Below are 24,271 nucleotides of genomic sequence, written 5' to 3'. Positions count from 1 at the left end.
AAGTCTTCATCGATTTCTGCGCCCGTCAGAGGCTCTCGGAACCCCGTACAAAATTATGTTTATTTGCCTGCGTGTACCGCTGCAAAAAACGCTATCCAACGCGGCCAGTACGGTCGTGTGAAAAACCAACCTATCAGTTTTCACACGGGCATCTGGCCCTCACGCAGGAGACGACACGTCATGCTGAGCTGGGACGAATTCGACAAAGAAGACAGCGGCGAAACCGTTGTAAAAGGCGCCAACGCTGGGCACGCAACTGAAGCCAACATGGACCGCCTCGACACCGCTGGCGGCGTCGCGGCTCAAGAAGCCCGCGCTGTAACCGCGTCCGACTCCGCCGCAATCGCCCGTGCAAAAGCTGCCCTGGACAACCTCGACATCGCCGAAGGCCTCGCCGAACTCGAAGGCGCCTCCGCCCGTGTGGCGGTCGACGAAAAGCGCATGATCAACTGCCGCGCCGACCTCAACCAACTCGTGCCATTCAAGTACGACTGGGCCTGGCAGAAGTACCTGGACGGCTGCGCAAACCACTGGATGCCGCAAGAAGTCAACATGACCGCCGACATCGCCCTCTGGAAAGACCCGGAAGGCCTGACCGACGACGAGCGCCGCATCGTGATGCGCAACCTCGGCTTCTTCTCCACCGCCGACTCCCTGGTTGCCAACAACCTGGTACTGGCCGTGTACCGCCTGATCACCAACCCGGAATGCCGCCAGTACATCCTGCGCCAAGCGTTCGAAGAGGCGATCCACACCCACGCCTACCAGTACTGCATCGAATCGTTGGCCATGGATGAAGGCGAGATCTTCAACATGTACCACGAGATCCCATCGGTCGCGAAAAAAGCCACCTGGGGCCTCAAATACACCCGTTCGATCTCCGATCCGAAGTTCGAAACCGGCACCGTCGACACCGACAAAGAATTGCTGCGCAACCTGATCGCCTACTACTGCGTTCTGGAAGGCATCTTCTTCTACTGCGGCTTCACCCAGATCCTCTCCATGGGCCGCCGCAACAAAATGACCGGCGTCGCCGAGCAGTTCCAATACATCCTGCGCGACGAATCCATGCACCTGAACTTCGGCATCGACGTGATCAACCAGATCAAAATCGAAAACCCACACCTGTGGGATGCTGAAATGAAGGAAGAAGCTTCGCAGATGATTCTGCAGGGGACTCAGCTGGAGATTGAATACGCGCGCGACACCATGCCTCGCGGGGTGTTGGGGATGAATGCGGCGATGATGGAGGACTACCTCAAGTTCATCGCTAACCGTCGTTTGTCGCAGATTGGGTTGAAGGAAGAGTATCCGGGGACTACGAATCCGTTCCCTTGGATGAGCGAGATTATGGACTTGAAGAAAGAGAAGAATTTCTTTGAGACTCGGGTTATTGAATACCAAACCGGTGGTGCGCTTAGCTGGGATTGATTTCCAAGCTCGCCACGATTTGACGATTGCAATCTGAATCGACAAATCGAAAACATAAAAAGCCCCGATCTGATCGGGGCTTTTTTATTGGGGAATTAAAATCCTTTTTTCCACCCCCTACGCTACGACGCTAAAACTCCTACAGCACTTACAGCCGCTTCTGCATTGATGCGCTTTCAAAGCACCTCTAAGCTTCATTGCAGGTGCCTAAGAAACGCCCAACGTGGAAGCTACTCAATCACACAGTGATCGCGCATGCCTAAAAGACATACGACTTTGTGTTTGAAGAGAATGCTTGTTGGGATTTCCTTAAGTCCTCTACGTCGGGTTTTGGCCCTCTCAAAATTCACACGTAGAGGTAATGGATATGCCGACACAAAGACCACTCTGCTCATCCTCCTTCTCGGAGATCGGACATGCCTGATCCGATCATTCCAACACGCTTCACACGCCACAACCTCCACCTCCATGCCCTCCTTTTGGAAAACCAGCCATGGATCTGCGCCCGCGATCTCGGTCGCCTAATGGGCTTCCACCTAAGTGATCGTGTGGTCAACAAACTGGACGAGGATCAGCGGCATACGTTGCTGATTGAGTACTACGGACAATCTGAGAAGCGACTAATGCTCAGCGAATCCGGTGCTTATGCGTTATTGGTGTATCACTACGTACCCGGGAATCGCTTATTGCGTGAGTGGTTGACCCATCAAGTCGTCCCGGCCTTGCGCGATGCGGGGCAATCGAAGCATGCAGATCGGCCGATGTTGAGTTTGCTGAACTGGCCAGAGATGTCGTTGAGTCTGTTGCATTGGCAGGATGAAGGCTGGATTCGGCTGCGAGACATGCCCTACCTGTTGCACGATCAGCCGCAACAACGGGTGACGGTGGTTGAGCCTTGGTGGCGGAGGGTCGTGCAAATGTTTCATTCGTCGAAGCATTCGCTTAGGTTAAATCGTCGAAAACCCATCGACCATTGAGAAGGCCTTTCAGTTGCTCAACGCTCAGCAACTGTTGGGGTTTCCTATGAACAATCGCGTGGCAATTTGCACAGAGTGGGACCAAGTCAGTCGCTGGATCGACAACCTGGTCCTCGTCAAATTCGGAAATGGGCTTCACATGGTGCACATGAATAAAGCCTTTTGCATGCGCGCCATACGCTTTCTCGAAGTCAAAATCGCAGGCTTTGCATCGAAGCCCATGAATAGCGATTGCCTGAAGCCTAAGCTTTGGACAGCGCTCATACCTCACACCGTAAAAGGTGATTTTTTTCCCTTCAGTCCCGATAACACTAGTCTCAAACTCCTGCGCACTATCGATTAGGCTGAAATCGTCGACCTGCTCCAACTTCAGCACCGCATGGGAACAGATGTCGTCAAACACCATTTGGTCAATTAACCGGACACCATTACGCCAGTAATTACTTTTCAGTTTTACTGGAATCTGCTCAAGGTACTCCCCGTCGAACTTGATCGGAACTGCAGATTCAAAGGGTCTGAAGCCCTCAATGACAGCGAACAAATCACCTTGCGTGCTGTTCTCATCCGCATGAACCTTTCCGATTCGAGCAACACCAAAATAATGAGGGTTGGTACTCAAACGCTGATCCGAAAAAGCCTTGTTTGTCATCTTCCCTTTGTAATACAGCACCGCCGTTCCTTCGGTCAGAATTGCTCGGTACTGTTTCGGGAAGTGATATCGGACCCCAGTTTCATCGGCCCACTTCGATTCATCATTTTCGGCAATGACAGCTGGCATCCACTCATCCTCTTATCAGAGGATGAAGATTACCAAAATTAGAGAATTCTCCTACACGATTAACGGAAAGCTCTCTCGATCAGCTCGAACCAGAATCTCGAGAGCAACGGTGGCGAATATGTCGCGCCTACTATTCTCACCGGGCTATGACATCGTCCGGAAAATGAAGGTGTTGGCACGACTAATATGAATTAAAAGGTGCGCCATCACGCGCCTCCCGCTATTAATACCCTTCCCCACTCAAGGACCCGAGCCCGCCATGAAATTCGACCTCGCCTACTGCCTCAGCCTCGACGACAAGCTGTCGATCTATGACGTGCGCGATTTGAATTTCGACGAGACGATAGAGTTCGATTCCGCCAAGGAGCACTTCCAGTGCCCCAACGACGCCTGTCGTTTGGCCTTCGATGCGGCAAATGTGTTGACGACGTTCAACGCCAAGAACGTGAATTACGTGCGCACCCCGCACTTCAAGAACACGCCCAGCACTCGGCATGTTGCGGATTGTCCTTATGTCAGTCTCAAGGCGTCGGCGTCAGGTGTGGACGCGGACGGCGCGGAAACGGATGACAGTCGCGAGGAGCACTTCCCGTCGGAGTTGTTGCTGACGCGGCGTGAGTATGTGCGTAAGCCGTCGAACCCGGCGGTGGCGGCTGACGTGATGCGGGACGATCCGAAACCCTCTTCAGCAGCCAGTGTCGTCGAACACCCGAGCCGCGAATCAGCACCGGAAAAGACCAGTGTCTTCGCCCATCCGGTGGAGTGTTTTGTGTCGAACTTCGAGGACAAGGAGCTGCTCAAGCGCATGCCGCTGAAGATTGGTGAGCACACGGCGCTTTATGGGTCGTTCTTTAAGAAGATCGAGTATCTGCAGGACAACAAGGGGCTGATTTACTGGGGCAAGATCAAGGAGATCAAGGATTACACGCAGAGCTTTCGTATCGATTTCGAACAAAAGGTCTGGTTCAAGCAAGCGGACGAGGTGAAGAAGAAGCCTTATTCAGTCAACGTTTACCTGAGCAAAAAGCTGATCGACAACTACCGCAAGCGCAAAGCGTTTCTGGAAGAGATCAAGCATGCCAGTGAGAGCGGGAAAGAGTTGTATTGCTTCTTTTATGGTGTGACGCCGGAGTTGAAGCAGGTGCCGAGCAAGAAAAACCCCGATCAGACGTTCGGGGTGTTCAGTGCCAATATTGAGAACCTGGATCACTTCATTGTTCGGGAAGCGCCGGGGCTGGCGGATAAATAATTCAGCGTCAAGGCAACTTCAATGCAACGTGGCCGGACACCTGGACGCGAGCTATTTACGTAGTCAAGTTTGGGAAACGTCTGATTGTTTTCTATTCATGGGTGCGGGTAAGGTGCTGCCTCTATGAATGCTGATATGGATATCGAAATGTCTGGCAAGCCTGCTGCACGCAAGTCCGATACTGTGAGCTGTCCCCGCTGTGGTGGATCAGCCATCGAATCCGGGTCACCGAATGTGTTTTTTGATGGACTCCCCGCTGCCCGGGTAACTGACTGCACCACCTGCGGCAGTATCTTGACCACGGCTGCCATGTCCTCGGTACAGATCAATGGCCAGGCCGCGCTGGTCACCGGCTCGCAAGGAACGCATGGCGACACCATCACGAGTGGGTCATCGAGCATTATCATCGGCAACAGCTTCACACCTGCGCCTTTTTCGTCGTTTAGTCCTATGCCTGCGCATCTAGTTGAGCCTTCCAGCTACCAACCCCCGGTCGATGTACGGCGCCTACCTCAGCGCCGACTGTAGCTGCTGATGACTCGGCTTTAGAGGAGGAAGAAGAGGAAGAAGAGCTGAATGAAGAGAAACCGGTGGGTATCACCTTGCGCATTGGCGTGTTCTTCGATGGCACGCTGAACAATGCAAACAACAGTGAAATGGGACTGCTATGTGGCGCTAGCCACGCCATCAAGCCCGAAGATCTGGACGCCAGTTGTAAACCCTATATGTCCGACCCAGACAGCAGTTATGCAAACGATGAGTCGAACATCAAGAAGCTGAGCGATTTGTATTTTTCCTCTCGCGATACTCTGGATGAGGGGGCATTACATCTAAGATTTGAAACGGTCTATGTGGATGGTATAGGCACATCATCTGGTCAACCCGATAGTATGCTTGGGGCCGGGATGGGGCGCGGTGCGATGGGGGTAACTGCGAAGGTAGATGAGGCATTTAAAAAATCGGACGAGCTATCTTTGACTTTTCCCAAACCTATCCCGATTCAAAAATCCTTAACTTAATGTTCGATACGTTTGGCTTCAGCAGGGGTGCAGCGGCTGCACGACATTTCTCCAACGAAGTCGCGCGGGGACAGAATGGTCCGCTGGGCAATATCTCCAAGATATTTCGTGGGGCTTTCCACCAAACCTATAACGTTGAGTACCAGCACGATATCCAAATGAGTTTTATCGGCTTGTTTGATACCGTACCGTCAGTAGGCGGTTTGGCCAACCTGGGCTATATACGTAGCCAAACACAACCAGGGCTCAAACTGTACTTACCTCGCAGCTTGTTTCCGAATGTCGTCCAATTGGCTGCCCGGGATGAAATCCGTGCCAACTTCGCCTTGACCCGAGTAAAACCCGATCACCTGGAAATCACATTGCCCGGTGTCCACTCGGACCTTGGCGGCGGGTACTTTCCTGAATCAGAAGAGAACCTGCTGATTAGCCCGATGCAGGCGCTGGATGTTCCCACCACGACAGACGTGAAATACACATCGATCTACCGGGACGCTCAACGGGTGAAGGCGCAGTGGGAGGCCAAAGGCTGGCCGTCCAATATGCTGGAGATCGTGACCCCCTACGTTCGAAGCTTGCCTCCGTCTCAGCAAGACCGTTTGAATCCAAACAAGCGGGTCTATGCGGCGTTACAGCTCAAGCGCCCAGTGCGAGGCGAGTTGTCACGGGTATACCTGCGGGTCATGTATGAGTTGGCGAAACAACGGGGAGTTCGATTTAAGGACCTTGATGAGCAGTACCCGACCTATGCCATCCCATCTGAGCTTCAAGCATTGAGTGACCGCTTTGTGGCGGGTGACTACAGTACAACGCCCGCCGAGGAGCAATTGCTTAAACTGAAGTACATTCACAATTCGGCCAGTTGGAACCCACCGACAAATTTGCAAGGTTCAACACCTCGAACCAGCGCAGGTTTACTCTACTTTAATTCCCCAACCACGGACGGGATCCGCGTACAACATCCCCATGTACCTGACTAGGAGTCGAAAATCTTGCGAACACTATGGATCTTGTTGGGGGCTTTTTTTGTGAGCGGTTGCCAAGCGTCGGGCGAGCCGTTGGGGCGTTCAGACCCCGACGCCGGGCCGTGGGCGCTGGGTTTTGTTACTCCTTACGCAATGGACGCATGGGTTGAGGACGCTGCCACAATTGATACCCATGGGACTCTCTATCGTCGAATAGGCAGTGGCGTAGCTTCTGGCGGAAGGAAAAATGGCATGCCAGGGGCTAATGGTTGGCTGGTGACTGGCGGCGGCACCGAGAGGGATGTAAAGAGTGCCAAGCTTCCGGTACGGATCTATGTTCGCTGGCAATCGTTAGTCGAACCTCAAACCTATCAAGGTTGGGTTGAAATTCCGGAAGAAGCTAGACAGATCATGCGTGATGCATTGACCAAGGAGTGCGCAAGTGTTCCAGAGGCAGCTTTCCTGGATAAATCAGCTTCTATACAGATAGGCATTGCCCCCGGCGGTGTAGTGCAAGTGTGGGCGTTGGATGAGTGCCGACGAGCAATCAAAGTTGCACGCAGCAAAGCCGAGATTGAACCCAAGGGGCCTGGGTTAGGGCTCTCCCATGGCAGCTATTTCTCGTTGGAAGAAGATTCCAAACGCTATATCGAAAAGTACGGCATCCCCTACGGAAGCTGGTGAATGACCGGATTGCAGTGGCTTGCCCTGGCCCACCTACAACACGTCATCAAGCGTCAGGGCGTTTCCGGATCGGGTATCAAGAGGCGAAGCATCGTTCGAGCGATGGAAAGCTACGCGCCGATAACATTCAACTCAGGCACAGGCTGATCATCACCACCACCAGCAAACCGATATACACCCGCGCATGCATTCGATCCGGTATCCGCCCAATCCACGGCGTGGCCAGCCGAATCCCCACCAGCGACCCCAACGTCAAAACCGCAAACGCCAGCACATCCACATAACCGACAAACCACGGCCCAAGATCAAACTCGGTGAAGCCGGCCATCGCCATGTAAGTCAGCGTCCCGGCCAGCGCCACGGGCAAACTGAGCGGATTGGCCATGGACGTCGCCTGGGACATGCTCAATCCACAGCGCCGCAGTAACGGCACGGTCATGACGCTGCCGCCTACGCCGAGAAACGTGGCGATGGTGCCGATTCCTACGCCGCCGCCAGACACTTCTGCCCTTCCCAATCGCCGTGGAATGGCGGTATCGGACGCTGTAAGAAAGCCGCGTCGCAACAGGCAATCCGCGATGGTCACGGCCAGGTACGCGATGAAGGCATAGCGGATCATTTCGCCACTTGCCCACATCGCCGCTACGGCGCCAACTACCGCGCCCACGCCGATAAACCCGCCCAACGGCCACACGTAATGACGAATGAGATTACCGGCGCGTCGGTGTTTTCCGGTGGCGATCGTTGCGTTGACGATCATCACGCAGGTCGAGGTTGCCACAGCAATGTGCATCGCCGATTGGCTGACGGGGTCGTCTGTGCCGTGGCTGGTCATGAGCATGCGGTACAGCAATGGCACGACGACGAAGCCGCCGCCGAAACCGAACAGCACCGCGGTGATGCCGGTCATGCAGCCGAAGAGTGCCAGCAGAAGATAGAACATGGAGGTCGTCCGTTGGTTGAGAGCGGTCGACGATAGAACGATGCGCCTTGGCCTGCTTCAGCAAGTCAGCCAATAATATTCGCGTTTACGCCAACCGCTGGGGCTGCTCGATGCGCAATGTTTCGATTGATTTGCTGGACCGCACGCCACGGCCGGTGGTGGCCATCGGTACGGATTATTCCCACGGCCATGTGTTGCCTCGTCATACGCATCGGCGGGCGCAATTGTTGTATGGCGCCACCGGGGTAATGCAGGTCAGCACGCACGACGGCAGTTGGGTGGTGCCACCACAGCGGGCGGTGTGGATTCCGGCGGGGGTGGCGCACGAGGTGCTGATGCTGGGGGTGAGTACTCGCAGTTTGTATATCGAGCCGGGGGCGGTGGATCTGGGGGATCGCTGCCAGGTGATCAGCGTTTCGCCGTTGATGCGGCACTTGCTGATGGAGGCGGTGGAAATCCCGCTGGCGTATGACGAACGCGGGCGCGACGGTACGCTGATCGACTTGCTGCTGCATGAACTGGCGCGCAGCACTCACCTGCCGTTGCACATTCCGCTGCCCGTCGATGCGCGGCTACTCACGTTGTGCCAGCGCTTTGTGCAGCGGCCCGACGCTCACCAGTCGCCACAGCAATGGGCCGATCAGTTGCATATCAGTCTGCGCACCTTCAATCGCCTGTTCCGCCAACAGACGGGTCTGAGTTTCAGCCAGTGGCGGCAGCGGGCTTGTGTGGTGCTGGCTCTGGCGCGTCTGGTGGAGGGCGAACCGGTGACGCGCATTGCCCTGGATTTTGGCTATGACAGCCCGGCGGCGTTCTCCACGATGTTCCGCCGTGTACTGGGACAGGCACCGTCCGTCTGGCTGGAGGGGGCGAAGTAGTTAGCCCAAAAAGAGAGGCCACTGCCGTTAATACCAGTCAGTTAAGCAATTTCAGCCGCGACGCACACTTTGTAGCAGCTGGCGAAGCCTGCGTTCGGCTGCGAAGCAGTCGTGAATCCGACTGACGCGGTCTGCCTGATGCACCGCAATCTCTGGTTTTACGACTGCTACGCAGCCGAACGCAGGCTTCGCCAGCTGCTACAGATCGCATAACGGCTCAACTGACTGGCATTAGCCACTGCCGCTAATACCTCGGCCTTATAGCAGCTCAAAACTCTGCGCCTTCACATCCTGAGAATCCAGACCGATCTGCACCTGGAACTCGCCCGGCTCGGCGGCGTATTCCAACTGAGCGTTGAAGAACTTCAAGTCGTTCTCATCAATGCTGAAGTGGACCGCTTTCTCTTCTCCGGCCTTGAGCATGATTTTTTGAAAGTTCTTCAGTTCTTTGACCGGACGGCTGAGGGAGCCAACGACATCGCGGATATACAGCTGAACCACCGTTTCGCCGTCGCGCTGGCCGGTATTCTTCACTATGACGCTGGCGACGAGCTTGTCGGTCTTGTTCAGTGTGGTCGAAGACAGGGCCATGTCGGTCAGGCTGAAATCGGTATAACTCAGCCCATAGCCGAAGGGATAAAGCGGACCATGGGATTGATCGAAATATTGAGACGTGTAGTTGCGAAGCCCACCCGGCAGGTAGGGGCGGCCGGTGTTCAAATGGCTGTAGTAATTCGGGATCTGCCCCACGGAGCGTGGAAAGGTGATGGGTAACTTGCCGGAGGGGTTGTAGTCACCGAACAATACATCGGCAACGGCGTTGCCTCCCTCGGATCCGCTGTACCAGGTTTCCAGAATCGCATCGGCCTGCTTCTGCTCCTTGCCGATGGACAGTGGCCGGCCGTTCATCAATACCAGTACCAGCGGCTTGCCGGTGGCTTTCAGGGCGGTGATCAATTCACTCTGGCGTCCTGGCAGATCGAGGCTGGTTCGACTGGCCGCTTCATGAGACATACTGCGTGGCTCGCCCACCACCGCAATCACGACATCGGCTTGCTGTGCAGCCTTGACCGCTTCGTCAATCATTTCTGCTGCCGGACGAGCGTCGTTCGCGATTTCGGACACTCCCTGATATTCCAGGTATTTAACAACCTCCTGATCCTCCTCGAGATTGGCGCCTCGGGCATAGATCAGCGAGCCCTTATCCATAGCGTTTTTCAGCCCGTCGTAGATCGTCACCGATTGCGAGGGCACGCCGCTTGCGGACCAACTGCCCATGATGTCGACGGTACTTTTTGCCAACGGGCCTATGAGCACAATCACGCCCTCTTTCTTTAGTGGCAAGAGCCCGTTTTCATTCTTCAGCAGCACCAATGTCTTGCGTGCCACCTCACGGGCCTGCGCTCTGTGCAGACGGTTTTCGGCATTGTTATCAGCGGGGTCTTCACCGGCAACGCCGATGCGCCGGTAAGGGTCTTCGAACAGCCCCATGTCGTACTTGGCCCCCAGAACTTCCCGCACAGCATTATCGATATTGCTCTGGGAAATAGCGCCAGACTCAAGCAGCCCGGGTAGCTCCGGACCATAAGAGAAGTCGTTCATGCTCATATCAACACCGGCCCTGATCGCGAGCCTGGCCGCTTCGCGGTGATTCTTCGCAACACCGTGCTGAACCAGATCGTTTATCCCATTGTGGTCGCTGATGACCAGCCCCTTGAAGCCCCATGCTTTGCGAAGCAGGTCTTGCATCAACCATGCATTGGCAGCGGCTGGCACGCCATTTATCGAGTTAAGCGCCACCATCATCGCTCCCGCGCCACCCTCAATCGCCGAACGATAAGGTGGCAGGTAGTCCTGGTGCATTCTGGCCAGGCCCATGTCGACGCTGTTGTAGTCGCGTCCACCCTCGACAGCACCATACAACGCGAAGTGTTTGGCGCTGGCCATGATGCTGTCGGGTGCATTCAGGCTTTTGCCCTGGTAGGCCTGAACCATCACTTTGGCAATGCGCGAAACCAGATAGGTGTCTTCACCGAAGCCTTCGGATGTACGCCCCCAGCGAGGATCACGGGCGATATCTATCATCGGTGCAAAGGTCATATCGATACCGTCCGCACTGGCTTCTTTCGCCGCCGTTCGACCGCTCAACTCAATGGCGTCCATATCCCAGCTGGAGGCCAATGCCAAGCCAATGGGAAAAATGGTTCGATGACCGTGTATCACGTCCCAGCCGAAAAACATCGGTATTTTCAGGCGGCTTTGTTGAGCCGCGTCCTGCATGGGTCGGTTTACGTAACGGCTCACAGAGCCGTACGTACCCCCGATTCGCCCGGCGGTGATTTCTTGGTACATCCTTTCGGGAGTCATCTTTTCATCAATCGCGATCAGCCGCAGTTGGCCGACTTTTTCTTCCAGGGTCATCTGAGTCATCAGGTTGGTCACAAAGGCATCTTTGTTTGACGATGCCATATCGGCCAGGACGGGCAGACTTGTAAAACCGATCAGGGTACATAGCAGACGTAGTCTTTTCATGATTCCCTTCCCTGCATAACGCTGTGGCGCACAGCCTCTGAAACGCCACCTTTCCTTGTATTGAAAATCAGAAAGCTGACGTTCAAACATTGCTGCTGACGGGTGTTGAAAACCCATTGAGCTTTCAGCCCGCCTAAAAATAGCGTAGTCGGTCCAACGCTCCTGCCTGAGAGGAAAAATAGAATCGATCAAAAAAATGAGTTTGATTCGGGCTCAAAACAACTGTACAAAAACACAGTATTTTTTGAATCAGCACTCTTGAGCCCGGAGAACACCATGGCCTCTCTTGCGATGAAAATCACCCTGGAACGTATCGCCCTTTTCCAATTCACCCCCGCGCATAGCGTTCAGGCCCGAGCGATGCTGGGTTGGAGTGTGGAGGAACTGTCTCGGGAATCCGGGGTTTCGGTTGACGCTATTCAGCGATTTGAGGATGAGCGCGATGTGCTGGATGTTACGCGGCTGGCGTTGGCTTATCGGTTTGAATCGGAGGGGTTGGTGTTCTTCCCGGGGGTTTGCGCCGGGGAGAGGAATGAATGTGAAAGGGACGACGCCTGATCCGGTGGGGCGGGCGGATTATGCGATGGTTGAGTGAGGTGTCGGCCCGGGCCGCTTGCAGGTAAGCAGCCCGGCTTCACAACGTTATGCGTTCTGCGGCTCCACCTGATCGCCAACGTTTTCCATCTCCGACCACCAGGCGCCACCCCGTTGCGGATACATCACATTAAACGCCTGCCCCATCTGCGGCGTGGTGATCGAAACATTCCGCTCCCAGGCCAGCGCCAGAATCCGGTCAAACGGTTCGTACCAGGCATGCATCGACAGATCGAACGTGCCGTTATGGATCGGCAATAACCAGCGGCCTTTCAGGTCGATGTGCGCCTGTAGGGTTTGCTCAGGCTGCATGTGAACATGCGGCCACTCGACGTTGTAGGCACCGGTTTCCATGAGCGTCAGGTCGAACGGGCCGTACTGTTCGCCGATGCGTTTGAAGCCATCGAAATAACCGCTGTCGCCGCTGAAGAAGATTCGCGTGTCGCCGTCGATCATCACCCACGAGGCCCACAGCGTGCTGTTGCCATCGAACAGACCGCGACCGGAAAAGTGCTGCGAAGGTGTGGCGATGAACTGAATACCGTCGACCTCAGTGCCTTGCCACCAGTCCAGCTGGCGCACTTTGCTGGCGTCGATGCCCCATTTGATCAGGGTGTCGCCCACGCCCAGAGGCGTCAGAAAGTACTTGGCCTTGTCCGCCAGTTTGAGCACGGCTTGATAGTCGAGGTGGTCGTAGTGATCGTGGGACAGGATCACCGCTTCGATCGGCGGCAACTCTTCAAGGCTGATCGGCGGCTGGTGAAAACGCTTGGGGCCGGCCCATTGCACCGGTGAGGCGCGTTCGGCGAAGACTGGGTCGGTGATCCAGAATTTGTCCTGCAGTTTCAGCAGTACAGTGGAATGGCCGAGGCGATAAACGCTGTGGTTAGGTGCGGCGATCAACGCTGCCTGAGTCAGGGTTTGCACCGGGACAGGCGCCGTCGGGCGGGTGTTACGCGGTTTGTGGAAGATCATGTTCCACATGATGCGCACCATTTTGCGAAAGCCTTCACGTTGCACGGGCGCATGATTTCGGAAGTGCCCTTCTGCCTGACGGGATGCTTCAGGCGTGGAGGCGTTATCCGCAGGGGAAGTTGAAGTGGCCATGACTAAATGACTCCAGGAAAACCACCTGATTCGCAGTTTTCCGCTTGGGACGATAAATGGCCAAGGCATGCACGCATCAGCCGGAGATCTATTGTTCGCTGTGCAGGATTAACAAAACATTACACTGCACAGTGTAGTTTCTAGGTTGCATCAAAGCCGATCACAAGTAAACTGCCAAGTGTAGTTCTCACTTCTTCCTGCCGAAGCGTACTTATGACAGCTCCACAGCGCCTCACCGACCGAAAACGCGAAGCCATCATTCAGGCGGCGATTGCCGAATTCCGTGCCAACGGTTTCGACATCACCAGCATGGACAAGATCGCTGCCACCGCCGGCGTGTCGAAGCGCACGGTGTACAACCATTTCCCCAGCAAGGAAGAGTTGTTCGCCGAAATCCTCAATCAATTATGGGCGCGGGTGACGTCAGAACAGGAAACGCCCTACCACCCTGACCTGCCGCTGCGCGACCAGATGCGCCAAATGTTGATGGCAAAATTGCAGATGCTGGGCGATGACAATTTTCTCGACCTGGCGCGAGTGGCCATCGCCGCCACCATCCATTCCCCCGAGCGCGCCCAGAACATGGTCGCCCGAATGGGTGAGCGCGAAGAGGGCCTGACTGTGTGGATCCGCGCCGCTCAGGCCGATGGCCGTTTGAAACCGGTCGCCCCCGAATTCGCTGCACAACAGATTCAGGGAATGCTCAAATCCTTTGCGTTCTGGCCACAGATTTCCATGGGTCTGCCCGGCCTGTCAGCCGAAATGCAGACCACTGTTGTGGAGTCGGCGCTGGACATGTTTCTGGCCTGCTATCAGCTGCAATAAATGACAATGTCCGCCGCTTTAGCGGTGATCGGTAGCGCGGAATAAAACACCGCAATGTGTTTCAGAATGAAACTGGCGCTGGGGCTATAGTGAGCCTCAGTCCCAGCGCCATGCAGAGAGCACTATGACCACCACGACTTCCGACACTAAACCCGCCCTTCCCGTCGATCATCTGCGTTTTCATCGCCCCCACGCCCACCTGGCGCCCACGTTCGGCAACGACAAGTTTGCCCTGCGCGCCGAGGCCTTCGCGCGGTTCTTCGGCACGCCGACCTTTCTCGGGGCGCAGACGCTGATCGTGGTGATATGGGTTTGCCTCAATCTGTTCGGCGTGGCTCACTTCGATCTCTACCCGTTCATCCTGCTGAACCTGGCGTTCAGCCTGCAATCGGCTTATGCCGCGCCGTTGATTCTGCTGGCCCAGACCCGTCAGGCGGCGCGGGACAAAGCCCAGTCCGACGCCGACGCCCTGCACCGCGAATCCCTCGCCGTCGCCAACAGTGAACGCCAGGCACAAGCGGCGCAGAACAGCGCGCAACTGCTGGAGTTGCTCGAGCAAAACACCCGGCTCACCGAAATGACCAAGTCCCTGACCGAACGCATCGAAAGCCTGACCTCGGAAATGCATCAGCACTTCGTGGGCAAGGATCAGCCGAAGGTTTAGCGCTCGGTCAAGGCAATCGAAGCGCCCGCCCCAACTCATCGAACAACGTCACCACCGAGCGCAAGGCGCGGCAGTCCGGGCGGGTCAGCAGCCAGAGCGCCGTGTCGTAACCGTGTAACGGCTCGCTCAACGGTTGCAACCCTTCACCGATGAGGAAGTCCGGCAATGCCGCGACACCGAGCCCGGCCCGCACCAGCTCAGTCACCGACAACATGCTGTTGCAGCGATAACCCGGTGTGACGCCGGGCAACTGCTGACGGCGCCACACAACGGTGGGGTGATCGGGGAGGAAGTCGTCCGGGGCAATCCAGGTCAGCGAAGCCAAGTCTTCGGAATCGACCGATTTCAGATACACCTCACTGGCACAGACTCGATAGGAAACCTGGGCCAATCGCCGGCCGACCAAGTGCTCGGGCGGTGTGCGGGTCAGGCGCAAGGCGATATCCGCGTCCCGGCGGCTGAGGTTGGCAAAGTCGTTAGAGGTACTCAACTCGATGGTCAGCGCCGGGTAGCCGGGCATGAACTTCGCCAACGCCGGCAGCAGCAAGCCTTGCAAGACCGAATCGGTGCAGGTCAGGCGCACCGTGCCGCTGATGACTTCACCGCCCTGCTCCACGCCAATGCGCGCCGCCTCCAGCGCCTGTTCGGCCCGCTCAGCCTGCTCGGCCAGAGTTTGCGCCAAGGTGGTAGGCAAGTAACCGGCGCGGCTCTTTTCAAACAGCTGCTGGCCCAGCGCGGCTTCCAGTCGGCGCACGGCGCGAAATACGGTCGAGACGTCGACCGTCAACAGCGTCGATGCCCGGGCCAGAGAGCCGCCGCGCACCAGCGCGAGGATCAGGGACAGGTCGGGGTAATCCAGTCGATAGTGCATCGGTGCATTGATCAATTGGGATAACGCCAATATTGAGTGCGTGAACGCCAATCTATAGTGGGTGCCAGGAATCAACAAGCGTGGAGCGCACTCATGGAAACCCGCCCAATTCGCATAGCCTTGATCGGCGATTACGATCCGCACGTCACCGCTCACCAGGCCATCCCCATCGCCCTCGGCATGGCCGCCGAACAGGCGGGCACAGACGTGCAGTTCCAGTGGCTGGCTACCGAACGCATCAGCGCCGATGCGCCATTGGCTGATTTCGACGGTTTCTGGTGCGTGCCCGCCAGCCCCTACCGCGATATGGACGGTGCGTTGCGGGCGATTCGTTTTGCCCGTGAACAGCAGCGACCCTTCCTTGGTACCTGCGGCGGGTTTCAACACGCCGTTCTCGAATACGCCCGAAATGTTATGGGCTGGGACGATGCCGAACACGGTGAAACATCGCCGGATGCGGCGCGAGCGCTGCTCACGCCATTGACCTGTTCGCTGGTGGAGGCCGTCGACAGCATCCATCTGGTTGAAGGCTCGCTGATCGCCGAGGCGTACGAAAGCGCTGAGATTGTCGAAGGATATCGCTGCCGCTACGGCGTTAATCCAGCATTTGAACGTGAGCTGTTGAGCCAACAGCTGTGCGCCGTTGGACACGATGCTTCGGGCGACTTGCGGGCGGTGGAATTGCGCGGGCATCCGTTCTTCGTCGCGACGCTGTTCCAACCTGAACGCGCAGCACTCAAGGGCAATCTGCCGCCGCTGGTCCGTGCGTTGATCGCAGCCTGCAAGAGGCAGAAGCCATGATCGCCAAGACTCCGCCAGCGCCTTACTACGCGGTGATTTTTACCTCCCAGCGCACCGACGGTGATCACGGTTACGAGCAGGCCGCCAGGCGCATGGTCGAACTGGCCCGAGAGCAACCCGGTTTCCTGGGGGTGGAATCGGCTCGGGGTGAGGACGGGCTCGGGATTACGGTGTCCTACTGGGCCAGCGAAGCGGCGATTCTGGCGTGGAAACATCATCCCGAGCACAGTGAGATTCGCGAGCGCGGGCGGTCGACCTGGTATTCGTCTTGTCATACGCGGGTGTGCAAGGTTGAGCGGGATTATCGGTTTCAGTAGTAATGATGTGCAGTGTCTTTCAGGCCGCCATCGCGAGCAGGCTCGCTCCCACATGGGTCTTATGATCGACACATAACCCATGTGGGAGCGGCGGTGCGACGATTCGACTTGCTCGCGAAGAGGCCAGCGCATTCACTGCAAAAACATCAGCTCTGCACGAGACTGCGAACCGCCGAAATCTCCGGCACTTCCCGCCGATTCATGTACACCCGCAACGGCTCGGTGATGTTGATCCGGTCATCGATGTTCTGATCCAGCAATAACTGAATCAACTCACGCTTGAGCGTCATGGCCTGCGCGGAACCTGGGGCCCAGACGAATTCGCTGGTGGGAATAATGCCGTCGTCAGCCACGTCCATGCCGAAAGAGTCTTCGCTGAAACGAACAATGTACTGGCCGGTCTTGCGATTGAGGCCGACGAAGCCTTTGAGTTGGTCGGCGGCCTGGCAGATGAGCTCGGAAGTGATGCGCATGATAAACCTCACAGAAGGTCGCAAAGGACCGGTGATCGATGGTTTACACGCAGGGCAAGCGAATGGGCGTTCCCTCTGCCGGGGTAACTGCCGGGGCCAAGAGTACTGCAAAGAAGCGCACAAAAGCGCTGAAAAAATCAGCTTTAAACACGTTTATGTCGGTCTGGCGATAGCGCAAGCGGCGCTCAGTTGTTAAAAGATACGTCTTTGAAAATCTGCGAAAGGACCTCGAGCATGCCTGTTACCTTCACCAAGAGCGCCCTGATGCTGAGTCTGATGCTGGGCCTCGGCCAGGCACAGGCCGCCAGCGAGCCAAGCCCCACCGCATTGGCAACCCGCACGGGCATCCCGCATCCGGCCGTGATTGCTCACCGTGGCGCGTCCTTCGATGCCCCGGAATCCACCGCCGCCGCCTACAAACTGGCCCGCGATCTGGGTGCCGACTACCTGGAAATGGATGTGCAACGCAGCAAGGATGGCGTGCTGTTCGCCCTGCACGACGACAACCTGCAACGCACCACCGACGTCGCCAGTAAATTCCCTGAGCGCAAGGACCGCCCGGCCAACGAGTTCACTATCGCCGAGCTGAAAACCCTCGATGCCGGCAGCTGGTTCAACGCTGCCTATCCGGATCGCGCGCGTCCTTCGTACGCTGGTCTGAAAGTCCTGACGCTGGACGAAATCATCGATATCGCCCAAGGCAACCCGCTGCACAAGCCCGGTCTGTATATCGAAACCAAAGAGCCGAAGCAATTTCCCGGGATCGAGCGCGACCTCAAGGAAAAACTCCAGGATCGCGGCTGGTTGAGCCCGGCGGGTTCGAAACTGGCGAAGAGCGATCTGGCGGTTGGCCAAGGCAAAGGTAAAGTCGTGCTGCAAACCTTCGAGAAGAGCAGCCTCGAACTGCTCGAGAAGGAAATGCCGAAAGTGCCGAAAATCCTCCTGCTGTGGGTCGGCGAAGGCAGCATTGAGCCGAAATCCAAGGTGACGTTTGCCGAGTCCGGCGACAAGGACAAAGCCACTTACTACGCCAAACAACAACCGAAAGACAAAGCCGAATTCCAGCAATGGGTCGAGTACGCCAAAGCCCAGGGCGCGATCGGCACCGGCCCTTCTGCCGCGCTGACCAAGGGCGGTGATCAGAGTTATTCGGACTTGGTGCAACCGTGGATGAACCAGTACACCCACGATCAGGGCTTGTTGGTGCACGTTTACACCATCGACGATGCCGTGGATTACCAGAAAGTCATGGACGCCGGCGTCGACGGTATCTTCACCAACCGCGCCAGCGAACTGCTCAAGTTCTACAAACGCCCGGCGGCAGCCAGTGTTGCGCAGTTGCTGCAGAACAACGGTTATTGATGAACGTGGGAACGATCGCTACCCAGTCGCGTTCGGAGAATTAAGGGTGGATTAAGTTGCGCCGGTTAACCTGATCCCACTTAAACAGATCACCCAAGGAAAGAACCTCATGAAAACCCTGACTGCCCTGTTCACTGCCGCTGCCCTGACTCTCACCGCTGGCCTGGCCCAGGCCGATGTCCGCGTCGACCAGATCCCTGAGCTGGTCAAAAGCGGCAAGATCAAGCCATTGGAAGAAATGAACCAGGCTGCGCTGAAACTGCACCCGGGCGCGACCATCACCGACACGGATCTGGATAACCATTTCAATAACTATGAGTACGAAGTGGAACTGAAAACCGCCGACGGCAAAGAATTTGACGTGGACTTCGATGCCACCACGGGCAAAGTACTGAGCGACAAACAAGACACCTGATGCACAAACACCAAGCCGCACGATCTTCGGATCGTGCGGCTTTTTTGCACGTCAAATTCAGGCAATCAAGTCGCGCCAACGCAGCGTCAGCCCGCTAGAATCCCACCACACTGTTCATGCAGAGATGGATTGAAATGGGGCAAGCAGCGGCAGCAGACATCGCCACGATCGGTCGGATCAGTGCGGTGCCGGCGATTCTTCAAGTGATCCGTGAACTGACGGGCCTGCGCTTTGCCGCCGTAGCTCGGGTCACCGAAGAGTCGTGGACGGCGTGTGCGGTGCTCGACCAGCTGAATTTCGGTTTACAGGTCGGCGGTGAGCTGGATCTTGTCACGACCCTGTGCCACGAAATTCGTCAGGCGCATCATTCGGTGGTCATCGACAAGGCCAGTGAAGACCCGCTTTACCGCGATCACCACACCCCTCGCCTCTATCAGTTCGAAAGCTACATCGCCGTGCCGATTTTCCGCACCGACGGACGCTTTTTCGGCACCATCTGCGCTCTTGACCCCAACCCTGCGCCCCTCAAATCCAGCACGATCCAGAGCACCATGGAATCCTTCGCCCGGATGCTGGCGCTGCAGATCGAGGCCGAAGAAAACCTGCAAAAGACCGAAGCAGCGCTGAGGCAGGAACGGGAAACCGCCAAACTGCGCGAACAGTTCATCGCCGTGCTCGGGCATGATCTGCGCAACCCCTTGTTCGCCATCAACGCCAGCGCCGAAATGCTCCTGCGCAAACTACCCGATCCGGCGAATCAGCAACGGGCCCGGCACATCCTCACCAGCGCCCGTCGTGCGACCAAACTGGTCGATGACGTTCTGGATTTCGCTCGCGGCTCTTTAGGCCGTGGCATTCCCGTGAACATTGAACCGTGCCCGGATCTCGAGGATGCATTGCGGCATGTGATTTCAGAGGTTCAGAGCGTCCATCCCGACCGCACCATTCAATCGTCCATCGGTGACCTGCGCAGCGTTCATTGTGATCGCGAGCGGGTCGCACAGTTACTCTCCAATCTGGTGGCGAACGCGGTTGCTCACGGAGATCCCGATGGCTCGATCGATATCAGCGCGCAGATCAATGAAGGGCAGTTCGTGCTGAGCGTGAAAAATCAGGGGCTGATTGCCGAGGATGCGCTGCCCCATCTGTTCCGGCCCTACTCGCGACCGGCCAGCGGAACACCGCAGACCGGCCTCGGGTTGGGGTTGTACATTGCCAGTCAGATTGCGCAGTCCCATGGTGGGTTGCTTGATGTGAAGTCAACTCCGTCCAACGGGACGGAGTTCATGTTTACGCTGGCTTTGACGCAGTGATGACAGCCTCTACGCCTTGATCTCGTTAGCGTGACTTACGGACGACTGGCTGTTAAACACCTCGACCCTGGCACGGAAAGAACTTGAGGTGGAGGTCGTTCCATCCAGATGCTTGATCTCGTAGTAAGCCTCCCCCCCACCCTGCACCTGACCCAGAGCCTCTTTGTCCAAAGGAAGATGTATTGGAAAGAAATCACCTGTTCGATAGGTGTGAAAGCCCACCTCAGTGTCGCCACAAAACACAATGATTTTTTCACCTTCATCAAAATCTTCTCGTGCCGGTATGACTACTTTCGGAATCAGTGGGTCTGCCTGATCAACGTACAAAACGACTACCTGACCACCGACAACTGTCATAGGGCTCAATAATTCGGCCATCGCAACGCTCCTTGTGAAAGTACTGGCGCAAGTTCGGTTCGAAAATGCGTGCCAGTGGTTATCTAGCGCTGCGAGAAAAAACCTGTCTACTGTCAGAAATAACAGGTAGTGGCTAAATCAGGTGCTTCAACCAAGCTTTTTCGATCAACGGTCGCCTGAGTGTTCAGACTCCGTCAACATCATTGCTTAGGCGGATGTGCTGACCAGCGCGCCGGACGTACTGGAACCGGAATCCTGCAACGCCTGCAACAACGCCGCCGTTGCCGTCTGCAACGAACCCGAAGTCGTCGCAATCTGCGACTGAGCCGCCGCAACGTCCGCCGCTTTAGCTTCGGCGCTTTCCTGTTTGGCCTGGGCCGCTTGCAGTTGCTGTTGTTGTTCCTGCAATTGCTTTTGCAATTCGGCGATCTGCTTGCGCAGCTCTTTCACCGTATCGGATTCTTCGCTGCTGCTGGAACTGCTGCCGCTCGCCGCGGGGGCGCCGCCGGCGGATACCTTCGTGGTGTCGCTGGACGCCTCAGCGGTTGCCGTGACTGAGGTGTCTTCGGTGCTGTCGCTGACGGCAGTCTTGTTCAAAGCAGTCGTGGCCGTCGGGGTGATCGAAACGGAAGTGATGCTGACCATGGCGGTTTTCCATTGGGATTATGGGATTACCGTGGTCATCGACATCGACACTGCGGACTTGAGATCGACTGTGTACCGACTCGGTAAGCAAACCGGTACACAGCCCTTACCGTTACGCGCTTAAACGTGCCGTCACTTCATTCAACTGCCCCGACAACCCGTGCAGGTTGTGGCTGGCCGCTTCGGTGCGTTGCACATTGTCCAGGTTGGTACTGGCGATACTGGTGATTTCGGTGAGGTTGCGCGAGATGTCTTCGGCCACCGACGTCTGCTCTTCCGCGGCGGTGGCGATCTGGCGGTTCATGTCGCGGATGGCTTCCACGGCCAGGGTGATGCGCTCCAGCATGGCGCCGGCCTGAGTCACTTGCTCGACACTTTCCTCACTGCGCGACTGACCGCTTTCAATTGCCTGAGCGGCGTCCACTGCACCGGTTTGCACCGTTTGAATGATCTGGTTGATCTCGATGATCGACGCCGCCGTGCGCTGGGCCAGGCTGCGGACTTCATCGGCCACCACCGCAAAACCGCGCCCGGCTTCACCGGCACGGGCCGCTTCGATAGCGGCGTTGAGCGCCAGCAGATTGGTCTGCTCGGCGATGCCGCGAATCACTTCCAGTACCTTGCCGATGCGCCCGCTGTCGGTTTCCAGACGACGGATGACCGTGGCGGTGTTGGCAATTTCGCCGCGCATTTGGGTGATGGTGTGAATGGTGCCCTGCATGACCTTTTCGCCCTGCTGGGCGGACTGGTCGGCATCGTCGGCGGCACGTGCTGCATCGGCAGCATGGCGTGCGACTTCTTGCGCGGTAGCGGACATTTCGTTCATTGCCGTGGCCACCTGATCGGTGCGGTTGAACTGCTCGTTGGTGCCGCTGGCCATGAGGCTGGCGATGGAATTCAGTTCACCGCTGGCGCTGTCCAGATCCTTGGCACTACGCTGCAAACGGCTGAAGGTTTCGGCGAGGAAATCGCGCAAGGTGTTGGCGGCTACCGCCAACTTGCCCAACTCGTCCTGACGGCTGCTGGCCACGCGTTCGGCAAACTTGCCCTGGCTGAGTTGCGCCACGTACTCGATCAGTTTGCGAATCGGCTCGACCAGGTTGCGGTTGACCAGCCACAGGCTCAATAACCCGATCAACAGACCCGAGGCGAGCATCACTATGATCCCCAGCAACACGGTGCGGTCGGCGTCAGCGCTGATCAGCTTCGATTGCTCGGCACCCTGCTTGCGCAATTCGCTGACCAACTCACTCATCTGCTCGCTGGTCGCGCGGTCCACACCTTTGACCGCCGTGTCGCCAACCGTTGGGTCGGCGCCTGCCGCCACATAAGCGTCACGGCCCTTCTGATAAGCCGCGCCCAACAGACGATGTTCGTCCCGCAGGCGTTCGATGCGAGTCTTGAGTGACGGCTCGATACCCTTCTGCCCGGCCAGTTCACCGAGGATGCCCTGCACATCGCGCTGACGGTCTTCGAATTGCTTCCAGTATTTGTCCAGATCCGCAGGCTGCTTGCCGCGTAGCAGGACGTTTTTCCACTCCTGAACCTGAACCTTGAATTGCAGGTTGGCTTCATCGATCAATTGCGAGGTGTGCAGTGGGCCTTCGATCAGATTCGCGTAGTTCTGAACACCGCTGGACAGAAAGTGAAAGCAGGCCAGGGCGATCAACAGCATCGCGAACAGACTGCCGCTCAACAAGGCAAGGATTTGTGCTCTCAGGGACTTTTGCAGCATCGAGTGATACTCATGACAGGGATGAGGCACGCCGCAACAAGGCGTGAAAGGTGTCCGGACATCCCTGTCTGCGACCTTGGTTCGTGGCCAAAGCCGTGCAAGTTAACGTAGGCAAGATCGGCGTACCAGAGCGGTTCTTTAATCAATTCCGACCGTCGGTAGTGCCACTATTTCGCCTTCACTACTCTGTCACAAAACTGTCAAAACTCCTTGCGATGATGCGGCTCAAGTGAACCTGTGAAACCCGCGGCAGGCGCCTCCTCACAGCGAGACCTCATGAACCACAGCATCGACCAAAGTCATCGCGACACGGACCTGTTCGGTCTGCTGTACGGTTTCAGTTTTCGCCCCGGCGAGCGCGGCCGGGAGCTCGATTCAGCCAAGGCATTGCAGTGCCTGCAACAACCCGGCGATAACGACGAATTTCTCTGGTTGCACCTGAATCTGGCCCACGCCGCATGCGAACGCTGGATGAAAAGCCATCTGGAATTGCCCGACGAGTTTTTCGAAGCGCTGCATGAGGGCTCCCGTTCGACGCGTATCGAGCATGTGGATTCAGCGTTGCTGGCGGTGGTCAACGACGTGGTGTTCAACCTCAGCAGCATGGTTTCGTCCGATGTTTCGACGCTGTGGGTCTGCGCCCGCAGTCGGCTGATCATCAGCGCACGGCTGCAACCGCTGCACTCGGTGGACAAGCTGCGCTCGTCGGTAAAGGCCGGTGAATGCTTTCGCTCGCCGCTGGAATTGCTGGTGCATCTGCTGCGCGATCAGGGCGAAGTGCTGACCCAGATCGTGCGCAAGACCAGCCTCAGTGTCGATCAGATCGAAGATGAGTTGCTGTCTTCGCGACTGTCGACCAACCGGGCTGAGCTGGGTGCCAACCGACGGGTGCTGGTGCGCCTGCAACGCTTGTTGGCGCTGGAACCGGGCTCGTTGCTGCGCCTGCTCAATCGCCCGCCGCAGTGGTTGCAGAAGGAAGACGTCAAGGAGCTGCGCAAATCCACCGAGGAGTTCGCGCTGATCATCAACGACCTCACGGCGCTGGGCGAACGGATCAAGCTGTTACAGGAAGAAATCGCCGCCAACCTCAACGAACAGAGCAACCGCACACTGTTCACCCTGACCGTGGTCACGGTGCTGGCGTTGCCGATAAACATCATCGCCGGCTTCTTTGGCATGAACGTCGGTGGGGTGCCGCTTTCCGGCGACCCGGAAGGGTTCTGGATTCTGGTGGCGTTGGTTGCGACGTTTACGGTGATCGCCGGGCGTTGGGCGTTTCGTAAGCGCCAGGATTATTAAGATCAAAAGATCGCAGCCTCGTTTCACTCGACAGCTC

At 56.9% G+C, this 24,271-nt stretch carries 25 protein-coding genes and 1 pseudogene; 17 read left to right on the top strand and 9 right to left on the bottom strand.

The annotated features are described in order from the left end of the window. Positions 1–180: 180 nt before the first annotated feature. Positions 181–1,431, top strand: a complete 1,251-nt coding sequence (locus ACA059_RS06975; RefSeq protein ID WP_150657174.1) for a ribonucleotide-diphosphate reductase subunit beta — start codon at positions 181–183, stop codon at positions 1,429–1,431. 416 nt (positions 1,432–1,847) lie between these two features. After that, the gene (locus ACA059_RS06970) at positions 1,848–2,408 is read left to right on the top strand and encodes a BRO-N domain-containing protein (RefSeq protein ID WP_497633217.1); all 561 of its coding nucleotides are present in this window, start codon (positions 1,848–1,850) and stop codon (positions 2,406–2,408) included. Here the strand turns inward: ACA059_RS06970 and ACA059_RS06965 are convergent. Beyond that, positions 2,374–3,186, bottom strand: coding sequence for an HNH endonuclease (locus ACA059_RS06965; protein ID WP_497633216.1), 813 nt, complete (start codon positions 3,184–3,186; stop codon positions 2,374–2,376). The two genes, ACA059_RS06970 and ACA059_RS06965, sit on opposite strands and share 35 nt — an antisense overlap. Positions 3,187–3,445: 259 nt before the next feature. Here ACA059_RS06965 and ACA059_RS06960 point away from each other — a divergent pair, with 259 nt between their 5' ends. The 5 genes from ACA059_RS06960 to ACA059_RS06940 all read left to right on the top strand — a co-directional run bounded on the left by ACA059_RS06960 (position 3,446) and on the right by ACA059_RS06940 (position 7,103). Then, entirely contained in the window at positions 3,446–4,435 is a 990-nt protein-coding gene (locus ACA059_RS06960; RefSeq protein WP_497633215.1) for a hypothetical protein, read from the top strand. Positions 4,436–4,558: 123 nt separating this feature from the next. Beyond that, complete coding sequence (locus ACA059_RS06955; protein ID WP_497633214.1) at positions 4,559–4,963, top strand: PAAR domain-containing protein; 405 nt, start codon at positions 4,559–4,561, stop codon at positions 4,961–4,963. Between the two features lie 62 nt (positions 4,964–5,025). Further along, positions 5,026–5,454 carry a hypothetical protein gene (locus ACA059_RS06950; RefSeq protein ID WP_497633213.1) on the top strand — a complete coding sequence of 143 codons (429 nt, stop codon included), beginning with the start codon at positions 5,026–5,028 and terminating at the stop codon, positions 5,452–5,454. Then, positions 5,454–6,434 carry a phospholipase effector Tle1 domain-containing protein gene (locus ACA059_RS06945; RefSeq protein WP_497633212.1) on the top strand — a complete coding sequence of 327 codons (981 nt, stop codon included), beginning with the start codon at positions 5,454–5,456 and terminating at the stop codon, positions 6,432–6,434. Before ACA059_RS06950 ends, ACA059_RS06945 begins: the two co-directional genes overlap by 1 nt. A gap of 12 nt (positions 6,435–6,446) precedes the next feature. Next, positions 6,447–7,103: a DUF2931 family protein gene (locus tag ACA059_RS06940; RefSeq protein WP_140895161.1), complete on the top strand. Its 657-nt coding sequence runs from the start codon at positions 6,447–6,449 to the stop codon at positions 7,101–7,103. A gap of 127 nt (positions 7,104–7,230) precedes the next feature. Here ACA059_RS06940 and ACA059_RS06935 read toward each other — a convergent pair whose 3' ends face one another. Then, entirely contained in the window at positions 7,231–8,046 is an 816-nt protein-coding gene (locus tag ACA059_RS06935) for a sulfite exporter TauE/SafE family protein (RefSeq protein WP_497633211.1), read from the bottom strand. A 110-nt stretch (positions 8,047–8,156) separates the two neighbouring features. On the opposite strand from ACA059_RS06935, the gene ACA059_RS06930 reads away from it, so the two are divergent. Then, on the top strand, positions 8,157–8,924 hold the full coding sequence (locus ACA059_RS06930; protein WP_497633210.1) for an AraC family transcriptional regulator: 768 nt from the start codon (positions 8,157–8,159) through the stop codon (positions 8,922–8,924). Between the two features lie 258 nt (positions 8,925–9,182). Here ACA059_RS06930 and bglX read toward each other — a convergent pair whose 3' ends face one another. Beyond that, positions 9,183–11,456 (bottom strand): beta-glucosidase BglX, encoded by a 2,274-nt coding sequence (gene bglX, locus ACA059_RS06925; protein WP_497633209.1) that lies wholly within the window; start codon positions 11,454–11,456, stop codon positions 9,183–9,185. A 276-nt stretch (positions 11,457–11,732) separates the two neighbouring features. On the opposite strand from bglX, the pseudogene ACA059_RS06920 reads away from it, so the two are divergent. Next, positions 11,733–12,051, top strand: a pseudogene (locus ACA059_RS06920) (helix-turn-helix domain-containing protein). A 47-nt stretch (positions 12,052–12,098) separates the two neighbouring features. Here the strand turns inward: ACA059_RS06920 and ACA059_RS06915 are convergent. Continuing rightward, complete coding sequence (locus ACA059_RS06915; RefSeq protein ID WP_497633208.1) at positions 12,099–13,157, bottom strand: MBL fold metallo-hydrolase; 1,059 nt, start codon at positions 13,155–13,157, stop codon at positions 12,099–12,101. A 213-nt stretch (positions 13,158–13,370) separates the two neighbouring features. On the opposite strand from ACA059_RS06915, the gene ACA059_RS06910 reads away from it, so the two are divergent. Together ACA059_RS06910 and ACA059_RS06905 are read left to right on the top strand one after the other, a co-directional pair. After that, positions 13,371–13,982 (top strand): TetR/AcrR family transcriptional regulator, encoded by a 612-nt coding sequence (locus ACA059_RS06910; protein WP_497633207.1) that lies wholly within the window; start codon positions 13,371–13,373, stop codon positions 13,980–13,982. Between the two features lie 124 nt (positions 13,983–14,106). Further along, the gene (locus ACA059_RS06905; protein ID WP_497633206.1) at positions 14,107–14,646 is read left to right on the top strand and encodes a DUF1003 domain-containing protein; all 540 of its coding nucleotides are present in this window, start codon (positions 14,107–14,109) and stop codon (positions 14,644–14,646) included. Between the two features lie 7 nt (positions 14,647–14,653). On the opposite strand, the gene ACA059_RS06900 is transcribed toward ACA059_RS06905, so the two are convergent. Further along, positions 14,654–15,595: a LysR family transcriptional regulator gene (locus ACA059_RS06900; protein WP_497633205.1), complete on the bottom strand. Its 942-nt coding sequence runs from the start codon at positions 15,593–15,595 to the stop codon at positions 14,654–14,656. 15 nt (positions 15,596–15,610) lie between these two features. Here ACA059_RS06900 and ACA059_RS06895 point away from each other — a divergent pair, with 15 nt between their 5' ends. Both ACA059_RS06895 and ACA059_RS06890 read left to right on the top strand, forming a co-directional pair. After that, complete coding sequence (locus ACA059_RS06895) at positions 15,611–16,318, top strand: CTP synthase C-terminal region-related (seleno)protein (RefSeq protein ID WP_497633204.1); 708 nt, start codon at positions 15,611–15,613, stop codon at positions 16,316–16,318. Next, positions 16,315–16,635 carry an antibiotic biosynthesis monooxygenase family protein gene (locus tag ACA059_RS06890; protein WP_497633203.1) on the top strand — a complete coding sequence of 107 codons (321 nt, stop codon included), beginning with the start codon at positions 16,315–16,317 and terminating at the stop codon, positions 16,633–16,635. The genes ACA059_RS06895 and ACA059_RS06890 overlap by 4 nt, the downstream gene beginning before the upstream one ends. Positions 16,636–16,781: 146 nt before the next feature. On the opposite strand, the gene ACA059_RS06885 is transcribed toward ACA059_RS06890, so the two are convergent. Beyond that, on the bottom strand, positions 16,782–17,108 hold the full coding sequence (locus ACA059_RS06885; protein ID WP_076028337.1) for a DUF2025 family protein: 327 nt from the start codon (positions 17,106–17,108) through the stop codon (positions 16,782–16,784). A gap of 234 nt (positions 17,109–17,342) precedes the next feature. Between ACA059_RS06885 and ACA059_RS06880 the strand changes: the two genes are divergently transcribed. From ACA059_RS06880 to ACA059_RS06870, 3 genes are all read left to right on the top strand, one after another. After that, positions 17,343–18,470, top strand: coding sequence for a glycerophosphodiester phosphodiesterase (locus ACA059_RS06880; protein ID WP_497633202.1), 1,128 nt, complete (start codon positions 17,343–17,345; stop codon positions 18,468–18,470). 109 nt (positions 18,471–18,579) lie between these two features. After that, on the top strand, positions 18,580–18,885 hold the full coding sequence (locus ACA059_RS06875) for a PepSY domain-containing protein (RefSeq protein ID WP_010457288.1): 306 nt from the start codon (positions 18,580–18,582) through the stop codon (positions 18,883–18,885). Positions 18,886–19,019: 134 nt separating this feature from the next. Further along, on the top strand, positions 19,020–20,198 hold the full coding sequence (locus tag ACA059_RS06870) for a GAF domain-containing sensor histidine kinase (protein ID WP_497634632.1): 1,179 nt from the start codon (positions 19,020–19,022) through the stop codon (positions 20,196–20,198). Between the two features lie 9 nt (positions 20,199–20,207). Here the strand turns inward: ACA059_RS06870 and ACA059_RS06865 are convergent, their stop codons facing one another. From ACA059_RS06865 to ACA059_RS06855, 3 genes are all read right to left on the bottom strand, one after another. Next, a complete protein-coding gene (locus tag ACA059_RS06865; protein WP_497633201.1) occupies positions 20,208–20,576 on the bottom strand; it encodes a hypothetical protein in 369 nt (122 codons plus the stop codon). A 186-nt stretch (positions 20,577–20,762) separates the two neighbouring features. Then, positions 20,763–21,200: a hypothetical protein gene (locus ACA059_RS06860; RefSeq protein WP_497633200.1), complete on the bottom strand. Its 438-nt coding sequence runs from the start codon at positions 21,198–21,200 to the stop codon at positions 20,763–20,765. 112 nt (positions 21,201–21,312) lie between these two features. Then, positions 21,313–22,935: a methyl-accepting chemotaxis protein gene (locus ACA059_RS06855; protein WP_497633199.1), complete on the bottom strand. Its 1,623-nt coding sequence runs from the start codon at positions 22,933–22,935 to the stop codon at positions 21,313–21,315. Between the two features lie 276 nt (positions 22,936–23,211). Between ACA059_RS06855 and ACA059_RS06850 the strand changes: the two genes are divergently transcribed. Continuing rightward, positions 23,212–24,234: a transporter gene (locus ACA059_RS06850; protein WP_149628512.1), complete on the top strand. Its 1,023-nt coding sequence runs from the start codon at positions 23,212–23,214 to the stop codon at positions 24,232–24,234. Positions 24,235–24,271 lie beyond the last annotated feature (37 nt).

It is taken from the genome of Pseudomonas sp. LBUM1647 (genome assembly GCF_059716175.1).
This window is presented reverse-complemented; position numbering and strand designations above follow the sequence as displayed.